Genomic DNA, 12,867 nt, shown 5'->3' with positions numbered 1-12,867 from the left:
AATTAATCAATATCCATGCCAGATTTTTCCTATTGCCATATCGGCATAATTAATTTCTTGTTATTTCGTGCGATCTTTCTAAAGCGTAACGGTAAATATTTGTACGGTTTTTATGCCGTTGTACATTTTTACCGCTGCGCTTACCGAAGCGCCTGCTTCAATAAGGCGTCAGGCATTCACTGAAAGAGAGTCTGGAAATTCATTGATTAACCGATATACTGCCTGCTGTGCACTGCTCTGCAACACGACATCTATTAGTACGCCGCGCAGACAACAGGCGGTTCTTACGGCATGGCAGCAACATTGTCTCAGCGAACACCGCTGAATGTCCTGGCAGTGTTGTCATAACGGGTTACACACACGAATGAGTCGATCTGACACAATGATCCCTGGCAAATTTTCCCTGATACCGGGCAACATTACCCGTTTCTTTCTTTTGCTGATAATTGTCCTGCTGGTGACGTTAGGCGTGATGATCCAAAGTGCGGTCAACGCCTGGCTAAAGGATAAAAGCTATCAAATCGTCGATGTGACGCATGCGATTCATAAACGTATAGATACCTGGCGCTACGCAACCTGGCAGATCTACGACAATATCGCCGCGGCACCCGCTTCCAGTCCCAGTGATGGTCTGCAGGAAACCCGGTTAAAACAGGATGTCTACTACCTGGAAAAAACCCGGCGAAAAACCGAAGCGCTGATCTTCGGCTCGCATGACAGCTCCACTCTGGAAATGACCCAGCGTATCTCCACCTATCTGGATACGCTCTGGGGTGCAGAAACGGTGCCATGGTCGATGTACTACCTCAATGGCCAGGACAACAGCATGATCCTGGTCTCCACGCTGCCGCTGAAAGATCTCTCCTCCGGCTTTAAAGACACCACTATCAGCAATATTGTCGACTCCCGCCGGGCGGAAATGTTGCAGCAGGCCAATGCGCTGGATGAGCGCGAAAGTTTCTCTCCTCTGCGCCGTCTGGCCTGGCAAAATGGGCACTACTTTACGCTGCGCACAACGTTTAACCAGCCTGGGCATCTGGCGACCGTCGTCGCATTTGATCTGCCGATTAACGATCTGATTCCTCCGGGGATGACGCTGGACAGCTTTCGCCTTGACCCCGATACCGCGCAAACAAACGCGCGTACGCAGGATAAAGACGCCGCCGACAGCGCCTCGGTCAATTTTAACAGCGCTAAAATCGAGATCTCCTCTTCGCTTAACGGCACCGGGCTGCGGCTGATCTGGCAGGTGCCGTTTGGCACACTCCTGCTTGATACCCTGCAAAATATCTTACTGCCATTACTGCTGAATATCGGCCTGCTTGCGCTGGCGCTGTTCGGCTACACCACCTTCCGCCATCAAACGGGACGTAAAAACGATACGCTGGTGCCTGCCGGTACGAGTAATGAGCTGCGCGTGATGCGCGCCTTTAATGAAGAGATCGTTTCACTGCTGCCGCTCGGTCTGCTTGTGCATGACCTGGAAGCGAACCGCACGGTGTTGAGTAATAAGATTGCCGACCATCTCTTACCGCACCTGAATCTGCAAAACATCACCGCCATGGCGGACCAGCATCAGGGTGTGATTCAGGCGACGGTAAATAATGAGCTGTACGAGATCCGTCAGTTCCGCAGCCAGGTTGCCTCGCGCACGCAGATCTTTATTATTCGCGACCAGGACAGAGAAGTGCTGGTGAATAAAAAGTTGAAACAGGCGCAGCGTCTGTATGAAAAAAACCAACAGGGCCGCGCCATCTTTATGAACAATCTCGCGGATGCGCTGAAACTGCCGGTGAAAACGCTGGCCAGCGAAGCCGCCGCGTTACAAACCGAGGAAGGCAACCAGTTGGCGGATCACGCCGACAGGCTGGTGCAACTGGTTGATGAGATCCAACTGGCGAACATGTTGGAAAGCGATAGCTGGAAAGGCTCGTCAACTCTGTTCTCCATCCAGGATTTGATCGATGAAGTGGTGCCGGACGTTCTGCCGGTCATCAAACGCAAAGGCCTGCAGTTGCTGATTAACAACCATCTTCCAGCGAACGAAGAACGCCACGGTGACCGTGACGCGCTGCGCAGGATATTGCTGCTGCTGATCCAATATGCGGTAACAACCACGCAGATGGGCAAAATCACCCTTGAGGTGAATATGGACGAGTCAGCGGGCGATCGTCTGACGTTCCGTATCCTCGACACCGGCGTTGGGGTGAACAACAGTGAAATCGATAATCTGCACTTCCCGTTCCTGAATCCCACACAAGGCGACCAGTACGGTAAAGCCGATGCCCTCACCTTCTGGTTATGCGATCAACTGGCCAGAAAACTGGGTGGGCATTTGAACATCAAGGCACGGGAAGATCTTGGCACCCGCTATTCACTGCATGTGAAAATGGCCGCCCGTCCGCAGCAGGAAGAAAGCGAAGAAAAATTGCTCGATGACGTCGTGGCGATGATTGATATTACCTCGGTTGAAATCCGCAATATTGTCGTTCGCCAGTTGGAAAACTGGGGCGCAAGCTGTATTTCCCCGGATGAACGGCTTTCGAGTCAAGAATATGATCTCTTTTTGACAGATAATCCGTCTAATCTTACTGCCTCGGGCTTGCTTTTAAGCGATGATGAGGCAGGCGTGCGGAAAATTGGCCCTGGTCAGTTGCGCGTCAACTTTAATATGAGCAATGCAATGCAAGGAGCAATATTGCAGCTTATTGAGGAGCAACTGGCGCAGGAGGATGTACCGGAGTCGCCTTTGGGGGGTGACGAAAACGCCGAACTCCACGCCAGCGGCTATTACGCGCTGTTTGTTGACACAGTACCCGATGATGTTAAGAGGTTGTATACTGAGTCGGCGTTGAGCGATTTCGCTGCGCTGGCGCAGACGGCACACCGCTTGAAAGGCGTGTTTGCCATGCTTAATCTGGTACCTGGTAAGCAGTTATGCGAAACGCTGGAGCAATTAATTCGTGAATCAGATGCTCCAGGTATAGAAAATTACATCAGCGACATTGACGCTTACGTCAAGAGCTTGCTGTAGCAAGGTAGCCTAATACATGAACAATATGAACGTAATTATTGCCGATGACCATCCGATTGTACTGTTCGGTATTCGTAAGTCACTCGAACAAATCGAATGGGTCAATGTAGTCGGTGAATTTGAAGACTCTACAGCGCTCATCAACAACCTGCCGAAACTTGAGGCAAATGTATTGATCACCGATCTGTCAATGCCAGGCGACAAGTACGGCGATGGCATCACGTTGATCAAGTACATTAAGCGTCATTTCCCGACGCTGTCGATTATTGTGCTGACCATGAATAACAACCCGGCAATCCTGAGTGCTGTACTGGATCTGGACATTGAAGGCATCGTGCTGAAACAGGGCGCGCCGACCGATCTGCCGAAAGCGCTGGCAGCGCTGCAAAAAGGGAAGAAGTTCACCCCGGAAAGCGTTTCCCGCCTGCTGGAGAAAATCAGCGCCGGGGGTTATGGCGACAAACGTCTGTCACCGAAAGAGAGCGAAGTACTGCGTCTGTTTGCAGAAGGTTTCCTGGTAACGGAAATCGCCAAAAAACTGAACCGCAGTATCAAGACTATCAGTAGCCAGAAAAAATCCGCAATGATGAAACTGGGCGTGGACAACGATATCGCGCTGCTGAACTACCTCTCCTCCGTCACGCTGACGCAAACGGAAAAAGAGTAATTCCCGAAACCCCGGCCTCTGCCGGGGTTCTTTTTATCCACATTACCGCCGGTTGTTTCTGACTCGCGTGGCATAAGCCGCCAGTGTTTGCCTGATCACATCCAGCGTGACCGGTTTAGACAGACAGCTATCCATCCCCGACTCCAGACAGCGCTGCGTCTCTTCTGCCAGCGCATTGGCCGTTACGCCAATCACTGGCAGCGTCAGGCCAAGCTGGCGAATACGTTGCGTCAGACGGTAACCATCCATATTCGGCATGTTGACATCGCTCAGAACGATGTCGATATGGTTCTTGCTCAGAACATTCAGCGCATCCACGCCATCGTTCGCGGTTTTACATTGATACCCCAGCGAACCCAGTTGATCGGCCAGCAAACGCCGGTTGATAGGATGATCGTCCACCACCAGAATCATCATATCGTCATTGCGCGCGGCCTCGATAACCGTTTCTGGCAAGGCGTCAACCTGATCTTCAACAACCTGCACGCGATAAATACGCCCTAACAGCGCCAGCAGATCGTGCGGAGATGCCACGCTGTGCAACCATTCTCCCGGCGCACGCTCCAGCGGAATGCCAATGTGGCGACGGCAGAAAGTCACCACTGCGCGGCCGGTCCATGGCGAGGAGAGTTCATCGTCGGTGATCAGCGTGTCCAGGTTGCCTGGCGTCCGCCCGTCATACTGTTTCACCGTGATCCCCTGCCACTTAAGCAAGGTTTCCAGATACCCGGACAGTGACGCATTACGCACCGCCAACCAGCAGCAGGTATCAGCCAGTCCAGCCACTTCCACCGGCGCAGGAGGCACGCTGCCATACAGCGGAATACGAATAGTAAACTGGCTACCCATGCCCGGTTCGGTATCTACCGAAATATCGCCATCCATCATGCTGATCAGCTTTTCGCAAATCGCCAGCCCCAGCCCGGTTCCCTGGAAGTTACGCTGCACACCGGTCCCGACCTGGAAGAAAGGATCAAACAACCGCACCACTTCTTTACCAGGAATGCCGACGCCAGTGTCCCGTACACGGATGCTGAGGTAATCCTCATCGCGCTGGACGTGCAAAATAATGCAGCCGATATCGGTAAATTTGATGGCATTGCTCAACAGGTTAGAGATCACCTGTTGCAAACGCATCGGGTCGCCATTGAGCGTTGCGGGAACATCGGGTTCGATAAAGCAGTACAGCCCGAGCTGTTTACGCACTACCAGCGGCAAATAGTTCGCGGTGATATGACTCATCACTTCACGCGGAGAAAACTCGCGCGGTTCAATCTTCAACTGCTCGGACTCAATTTTCGAGAAATCGAGAATATCGCTGATGATTTTCAGCAACAGACTGGAGGAGTTATTCATCGCCGTCACCAGCCTGTCGACCCCTTTCGGCAGCTCTTTCGTTTGCAGCAGGTCGAGGTTGCCAATAATGCCATACAGCGGCGTGCGCAGCTCATGGCTGACGGTCGCAAGGAACATCGATTTCGACTGACTTGCCTGTTCTGCCGCTTGCGCCATCTCCTGCAACGACTCTTCCATTTTTACGCGCGCAGAGACGTCCACCAGCACGCAAATCGCCACGTTTTCATTACGATAACGCGAGTGGACGAAGCTAATTTGCAGGTTGGTGTTATTGCTGGTCAGCACATCGACGAAATTGACCTGCTGGCCGCAAATGATCTGCGTCAGCCGCTGCCGATCTTCATGCGTCAGCATATTCAGGTAGTTATGCGCCAGTTCGTTACTCAGGATATTGGTCCCATCCTGAGTACGCAGAATACAGATTCCGACCGGCGCCGAGGCAACAATCTTGCGGTTGAACTGCTCATGTTCTTCCAGCCGCTGTGCATCGTTTTCCGCCGGAATGAAAATACGTCGTTCATACATTCGCGCGAGGGTAAACAGCGCCACGCCCACCAGCACGTTGAGCAACACGGCGTTGAGGATCAGCATACGAATGCGCTCCAGCACCATATCAACCGGTACGGAGTAGACCACGCTCAGCGACGACGGCGGCAGGCTCTTTTTCAGGATCAGCTCGCGAAAACCGGAGGTATAACCAAACCAGGAGCGCTCCTGCATCCAGCGCGGATCAGCAGAAATCCCGTTATCCTGCCCGGCGAGCGAAATCAGCGTGTGTCCGCTTTCATCGAGAATCGTGACCCCCATCGGCAAACTGCCTGGGGTAAAGAAATTCTCCATGCGGATAGATTGCTCAGTACCCAGCAGCGCCTGCAGACGATTCCCCAGATAGACGGGCGTCAGCGCATAAAAGTAGCCAATACCCGGACGCGGCCCCTGGCTCATCCAGTAGACATTGTTACTGCGTTCATCCTGTGGCGCATTGCGGTATTTCACAATGCGTTCGTGCAGGCTTTTCAGGGTGTCATCCCGCTCAACGGGCAGATCCCGTAGGCCGAAATCCGCCATACAGAGATTATCGCTGCCGATTAAAAATACGCGGTTGAGATCGTAAGCCGCAGAGAAATTGTCGCGCCAGTAGCGCATAAACCAGGCCAGCGACTCCAGCGAGCCGCGCCAGGAATTGCCCATCGCTGAACAGTCGGAATCCGGGAACAGCGGCGAAAACGTCGGCACATCGGTTTTATCGTCGCGGTTGCGCGAAGTGAGAATGCCGTTTTCCGCCGTCAGGCGATTCTCAGCAATGTACTTCAGCTCTTTCATCACATCCGAGGTGCGCTGGATATAGCGCTGCGCCTGATCGGAACTTAAGTTAAACTCCTGGCGGATTTCGGACTCTTTATCATGCAGGGCGTTAACGATGTAGAAGACGGAGAAAAAGGCAATCAATAGCCAAAGCAGTAGCGCCAGCGCCCTGAACAGATAGCGGGAGACTTTCAGGGTACTGCGAAAAGAGACAAGGTATTTCAACCTGGAAAAACTCCGCCACAAGGAAGATAAAAAAGGGTGTGGTTAAGGTAGCGGTAAAACGCGAAGCCCGCAACGGCCATGAAAAAGGGCCGGAAACCGGCCCTTTGAAACGCATTATTCGGCGTCGTCGTCTGCGACATCATCATCGGTGTCAGCTTCCGGCGCGATATCATCGTCCCCTTCCGCTACGCTACCGTCGATGGAGTCCAGCTCTTCGTCGTCCACCGGCTCAGCGACACGTTGCAGCCCCACCACGTTTTCGTCTTCCGCGGTGCGGATCAGAATAACGCCCTGGGTATTACGGCCCACCACGCTGATTTCAGACACGCGCGTACGCACCAGCGTACCGGCATCGGTAATCATCATGATCTGATCGCAATCATCAACCTGCACCGCGCCCACCACAGCACCATTACGCTCGGTGACCTTGATGGAGATAACGCCCTGCGTACCACGAGATTTAGTCGGGTACTCGGTTTCCGCGGTACGTTTACCGTAACCGTTCTGCGTCACTGTCAGGATGGCGCCTTCGCCACGCGGAACAATCAGCGAAACGACGCTGTCGTTTCCGGCAAGCTTAATGCCGCGTACGCCGGTCGCCGTACGACCCATCGCACGCACCGCGCCCTCTTTAAAGCGCACCACTTTACCGGCGGCGGAGAACAGCATCACTTCGTCATTGCCCGAGGTCAGATCCACGCCAATCAGCTCGTCGCCTTCATTCAGGTTGACAGCGATAATACCCGCAGAGCGCGGACGGCTGAATTCGGTCAGCGCTGTTTTCTTCACGGTGCCGCTGGCGGTGGCCATAAAGACGTTAACGCCCTCTTCGTATTCACGCACTGGCAGGATCGCCGTAATACGTTCGTTCGGCTCCAGCGGCAGCAGGTTAACGATCGGACGACCACGCGCACCACGGCTCGCTTCCGGCAACTGGTAAACCTTCATCCAGTACAGACGACCACGGCTGGAGAAGCAGAGGATCGTGTCGTGGGTGTTGGCCACCAGCAGGCGGTCAATAAAGTCTTCTTCTTTAATACGCGCAGCGGATTTCCCTTTCCCACCACGACGCTGAGCTTCGTAATCGGTCAGCGGCTGATACTTCACATAGCCCTGATGCGACAGCGTGACAACAACGTCTTCCTGGTTGATCAGGTCTTCGATATTGATATCCGCGGTATTGGCGGTAATTTCCGTGCGACGCGCATCGCCAAACTGTTCGCGAACCAGCTCAAGCTCTTCGCGGATCACTTCCATCAGGCGCTCTGCGCTACCAAGAATGTGCAGCAGTTCAGCGATCTGCTCCAGCAGCTCTTTGTACTCTTCGAGCAGTTTTTCATGCTCAAGGCCGGTCAGTTTCTGCAAGCGCAGATCCAGAATCGCCTGTGCCTGCTGTTCGGTCAGATAGTATTTACCATCGCGAATCCCGAACTCCGGCTCCAGCCACTCCGGACGCGCAGCGTCATCACCGGCGCGCTCCAACATAGAGGCGACATTACCCAGATCCCACGGCTGTGCGATCAGGCCCGCTTTCGCTTCCGCCGGTGTCGGCGCACGACGGATCAGTTCAATGATCGGGTCGATATTCGCCAGCGCAACCGCCAGCGCTTCGAGTATATGCGCACGATCGCGCGCTTTACGCAGTTCGAAAATCGTACGGCGCGTCACCACTTCACGGCGGTGGCGTACAAACGCCGCCAGGATCTCTTTCAGCGTCATGATCTTCGGCTGACCATGGTGCAGAGCAACCATGTTAATGCCGAAGGAGACCTGCAGTTGCGTCTGGGAGTAGAGGTTGTTCAGCACCACTTCGCCCACCGCATCGCGCTTCACTTCAATCACGATGCGCATGCCGTCTTTATCAGACTCGTCACGCAGCGCGCTGATGCCTTCCACGCGTTTGTCTTTTACCAGCTCGGCGATCTTCTCGATCAGACGCGCTTTGTTCACCTGATACGGAATTTCGTGAACGATGATTGTTTCACGACCGCTTTTCGCATCGGTTTCCACTTCTGCGCGGGCGCGAATATAGATTTTGCCGCGACCGGTGCGGTAAGCCTCTTCAATGCCGCGACGGCCATTAATAATGGCGGCGGTTGGGAAGTCCGGCCCCGGAATGTGCTCCATCAGCCCTTCAACGCTGATGTCTTCATTGTCGATATAGGCCAGACAGCCGTTGATCACTTCCGTCAGGTTGTGCGGCGGAATGTTAGTCGCCATACCGACCGCGATACCCGAAGAACCGTTAACCAGCAGGTTCGGGATCTTGGTAGGCATTACATCAGGAATTTTTTCGGTGCCGTCGTAGTTATCGACGTAATCCACCGTCTCTTTTTCCAGATCGGCCATCAATTCATGGGCGATCTTCGCCAGGCGGATTTCCGTATAACGCATCGCCGCCGCGGAGTCACCATCGATGGAACCGAAGTTACCCTGACCATCAACCAGCATGTAACGCAGCGAGAACGGCTGCGCCATACGGACAATGGTGTCATACACCGCGGAATCACCATGAGGATGGTATTTACCGATTACGTCACCAACGACACGGGCAGATTTTTTGTAGGCTTTATTCCAGTCATTGCCCAATACGTTCATGGCGTAAAGTACGCGACGGTGAACCGGTTTTAAGCCATCTCGGACGTCCGGAAGCGCACGGCCGACAATGACCGACATCGCATAATCCAGATAGGAGCTTTTCAGCTCTTCCTCAATGTTAACCGGTGTAATTTCTCTCGCAAGGTCGCTCATCTAACCGCTATCCCTCTACTGTATCCCGGATTCAAAGGTCGCAAATTATAACACAACCGCTTTGAGACAGGTAAATCTATAACACCCGCGCAAAGGTTTATTCATCCCGTCGGCCTGATATACTCGGCAGTCTACTTTTGAGAGGAGTAATTGCCCCCATGAATGCCGAAAAATCGTCGGTCGCTCAGAACGTTGATCATGCTGAAATCGCCAAATTTGAAGCGGTCGCCTCGCGCTGGTGGGATAAAGAGGGTGAGTTTAAACCCCTGCACCGCATTAACCCCCTGCGCCTGAACTATATCGCCGGGCATGCGGATGGCCTGTTTGGGAAAAACGTGCTGGATGTGGGCTGCGGCGGCGGTATTCTGGCGGAGAGCATGGCGCGCGAAGGCGCCAACGTCACCGGCCTGGATATGGGGTTTGAACCTTTGCAGGTCGCGCGCTTACATGCGCTGGAATCGGGCATTCAGGTGAATTACGTGCAGGAAACCGTCGAAGAGCATGCGGCGAAACACGCCGGGCAATACGACGTCGTCACCTGTATGGAGATGCTGGAGCACGTACCGGACCCGCAATCCGTCGTGAAAGCCTGTGCGCAGCTGGTAAAACCTGGCGGCCACGTGTTCTTTTCCACCATTAATCGCAACGGCAAAGCCTGGCTGATGGCGGTGGTCGGTGCGGAATATGTGCTGCGGATGGTGCCGAAAGGTACACACGACGTGAAAAAATTCATCAAACCTGCCGAGTTGCTCACCTGGGTCGATGGCACCGTGTTAAAAGAGCGTCACATCACCGGGTTACACTATAATCCGTTACTGGATAAATTTACCTTAGGGCCGGGCGTTGATGTTAATTACATGTTACATACAACGGCAAAAAACGACTAAGGTCATCAGTTAAAGTTATAAAGATTGCGCAGTGTCAAACTGCGCAGTTGTCATTCCCGATGAAGAAATCAGCACTTGATCAAAAATTCATTTTTTTTTGCGAAATATTGACATCCCCGCCAGGCCTTACGGTACGAGGACTTAGCGATTATTACGCTTTCGCAACCTCAATTTAACCTCAAAATCAACTCTTGTACTGAAAAGAATCCTTACTAGAATACTCACCATATAGCGTTTTTCTTATCGCAAACCCCCTATATCTAGTATTTATCCACAGAGTTAGTCACAGCGTCTGACTGTGGATAAAGGGGGGATACTTTTATTTCACGGACAGGTAATCACATGAATCAGAGTCTGCTGGTGACAAAGCGTGACGGTGGCACAGAGCGCATCAATCTCGACAAAATTCATCGGGTGCTGGATTGGGCGGCAGAAGGGCTGAATAACGTCTCCATCTCTCAGGTCGAGCTGCGTTCACACATTCAGTTCTATGATGGGATCAAAACGTCTGACATTCACGAAACCATTATTAAAGCTGCCGCGGACCTGATCTCCCGCGACGCGCCGGATTACCAATATCTGGCAGCGCGTCTGGCGATTTTCCACCTGCGTAAAAAAGCTTACGGTCAGTTCGAACCGCCGGCTCTGTTTGATCACGTCACCAAAATGATCGAACTGGGCAAATACGATCATCATCTGCTGGAAGACTACACGGAAGAAGAGTTCAAGCAGATGGATGGGTTTATCGATCACTGGCGTGATATGAACTTCTCCTACGCTGCGGTAAAACAGCTTGAAGGCAAGTATCTGGTTCAGAACCGCGTGACCGGCGAGATCTACGAGAGCGCGCAGTTCCTCTATATCCTGGTTGCAGCGTGCCTGTTCTCGAACTACCCGCGTGAAACCCGTCTGGATTATGTAAAGCGTTTCTACGATGCGGTATCCACGTTCAAAATTTCGCTGCCGACGCCGATCATGTCCGGCGTGCGTACCCCTACCCGTCAGTTCAGTTCTTGCGTACTGATCGAGTGCGGCGACAGCCTGGATTCCATTAACGCCACCTCCAGCGCGATTGTGAAATACGTTTCCCAGCGTGCCGGCATCGGCATCAACGCCGGTCGCATCCGTGCGCTGGGTAGCCCGATCCGTGGCGGCGAAGCCTTCCACACCGGCTGTATCCCGTTCTACAAACACTTCCAGACAGCGGTGAAATCCTGCTCTCAGGGCGGCGTACGTGGCGGTGCGGCCACACTGTTCTACCCGATGTGGCACCTGGAAGTCGAAAGCCTGCTGGTACTGAAAAATAACCGCGGCGTCGAAGGCAACCGCGTGCGTCATATGGACTACGGCGTGCAGATCAACAAACTGATGTACACCCGCCTGCTGAAAGGGGAAGAGATCACTCTGTTCAGCCCGTCCGACGTTCCGGGGCTGTACGACGCGTTCTTCGCCGATCAGGACGAATTTGAACGCCTGTACACGAAATACGAAAAAGACGACAGCATCCGCAAACAGCGTGTGAAAGCCGTCGAACTCTTCTCGCTGATGATGCAGGAACGCGCCTCTACCGGCCGTATCTACATTCAGAACGTGGACCACTGCAATACGCACAGCCCGTTCGATCCGGTGGTTGCGCCGGTTCGTCAGTCCAACCTGTGCCTGGAAATCGCGCTGCCGACCAAACCGCTGGACGACGTCAACGACGAGAGCGGCGAAATCGCGCTCTGTACGCTTTCCGCGTTTAACCTCGGGGCGATTAAAAACCTCGATGAGCTGGAAGAGCTGGCAACGCTGGCGGTACGTGCGCTGGATGCCCTGCTCGACTATCAGGATTACCCGATCCCCGCCGCAAAACGCGGTGCGATGGGCCGCCGTACGCTGGGTATTGGCGTCATTAACTTTGCTTACTGGCTGGCGAAAAACGGTAAACGTTACTCCGACGGCAGCGCCAATAACCTGACGCATCAGACGTTTGAAGCCATTCAGTACTGGTTGCTGAAAGCCTCGAACGAGCTGGCGAAAGAGCAAGGCGCGTGCCCGTGGTTTAACGAAACCACCTACTCGCAGGGTATTCTGCCGATCGATACCTACAAGAAAGATCTCGACGGCATTACCAACGAGCCGCTGCATTACGATTGGGAAGCGCTTCGCGAATCCATCAAAACGCACGGTCTGCGTAACTCCACGCTCTCCGCGCTGATGCCGTCAGAGACGTCGTCGCAGATCTCCAACGCCACCAACGGCATTGAGCCGCCGCGCGGTCATGTAAGCATCAAAGCATCGAAAGACGGGATCCTGCGCCAGGTCGTGCCGGACTACGAAAAACTGAGCACTGCCTATGAACTGCTGTGGGAAATGCCGAACAATGACGGCTACCTGCAACTGGTTGGCATCATGCAGAAGTTTATCGACCAGTCGATTTCAGCGAACACCAACTACGATCCGTCACGTTTCCCGTCGGGTAAAGTGCCGATGCAACAATTGCTGAAAGACCTGCTCACCGCCTACAAATTTGGTGTGAAGACGCTGTATTATCAGAACACCCGCGATGGCGCAGAAGATGCCCAGGATGACCTGGTGCCTTCCATCCAGGATGACGGCTGCGAAAGCGGCGCATGTAAGATCTAACAAAGGGGCGGGGA

The 12,867-nt window shown here is 53.5% G+C and carries 6 protein-coding genes; 4 read left to right on the top strand and 2 right to left on the bottom strand.

Features of this window, described 5'->3' with window-relative positions:
- Positions 1-364: 364 nt before the first annotated feature.
- Positions 365-3,034 carry a phosphotransferase RcsD gene (rcsD, locus tag N7922_RS08250; RefSeq protein ID WP_263100055.1) on the top strand — a complete coding sequence of 890 codons (2,670 nt, stop codon included), beginning with the start codon at positions 365-367 and terminating at the stop codon, positions 3,032-3,034.
- Positions 3,035-3,050: 16 nt separating this feature from the next.
- Positions 3,051-3,701: a response regulator transcription factor RcsB gene (gene rcsB / locus N7922_RS08245; RefSeq protein ID WP_017458563.1), complete on the top strand. Its 651-nt coding sequence runs from the start codon at positions 3,051-3,053 to the stop codon at positions 3,699-3,701.
- A 42-nt stretch (positions 3,702-3,743) separates the two neighbouring features.
- Here the strand turns inward: rcsB and rcsC are convergent, their stop codons facing one another.
- Positions 3,744-6,587: a two-component system sensor histidine kinase RcsC gene (rcsC, locus tag N7922_RS08240; protein WP_263100054.1), complete on the bottom strand. Its 2,844-nt coding sequence runs from the start codon at positions 6,585-6,587 to the stop codon at positions 3,744-3,746.
- A gap of 114 nt (positions 6,588-6,701) precedes the next feature.
- Complete coding sequence (gene gyrA, locus N7922_RS08235) at positions 6,702-9,338, bottom strand: DNA topoisomerase (ATP-hydrolyzing) subunit A (RefSeq protein WP_263100052.1); 2,637 nt, start codon at positions 9,336-9,338, stop codon at positions 6,702-6,704.
- A 158-nt stretch (positions 9,339-9,496) separates the two neighbouring features.
- Between gyrA and ubiG the strand changes: the two genes are divergently transcribed.
- Positions 9,497-10,225, top strand: coding sequence for a bifunctional 2-polyprenyl-6-hydroxyphenol methylase/3-demethylubiquinol 3-O-methyltransferase UbiG (gene ubiG / locus N7922_RS08230; protein WP_263100050.1), 729 nt, complete (start codon positions 9,497-9,499; stop codon positions 10,223-10,225).
- A 342-nt stretch (positions 10,226-10,567) separates the two neighbouring features.
- On the top strand, positions 10,568-12,853 hold the full coding sequence (gene nrdA / locus N7922_RS08225) for a class 1a ribonucleoside-diphosphate reductase subunit alpha (protein WP_263100049.1): 2,286 nt from the start codon (positions 10,568-10,570) through the stop codon (positions 12,851-12,853).
- The last annotated feature ends 14 nt before the right edge of the window (positions 12,854-12,867 follow it).

Source organism: Kosakonia sp. ML.JS2a (genome assembly GCF_025642095.1).
Taxonomy (GTDB): Bacteria; Pseudomonadota; Gammaproteobacteria; order Enterobacterales; family Enterobacteriaceae.
Note: the sequence above shows the minus strand (reverse complement) of the source record. Positions and strands in the feature narration are given on the sequence as shown.

Bases quoted from the DNA above. Each gene is read 5' to 3' on its own strand.
- nrdA (WP_263100049.1), top strand. From the start codon at position 10,568: ATGAATCAGAGTCTGCTGGTGACAAAGCGTGACGGTGGCACAGAGCGC.
- rcsB (WP_017458563.1), top strand. From the start codon at position 3,051: ATGAACAATATGAACGTAATTATTGCCGATGACCATCCGATTGTACTG.
- gyrA (WP_263100052.1), bottom strand. From the start codon at position 9,338: ATGAGCGACCTTGCGAGAGAAATTACACCGGTTAACATTGAGGAAGAG.
- rcsD (WP_263100055.1), top strand. From the start codon at position 365: ATGAGTCGATCTGACACAATGATCCCTGGCAAATTTTCCCTGATACCG.
- ubiG (WP_263100050.1), top strand. From the start codon at position 9,497: ATGAATGCCGAAAAATCGTCGGTCGCTCAGAACGTTGATCATGCTGAA.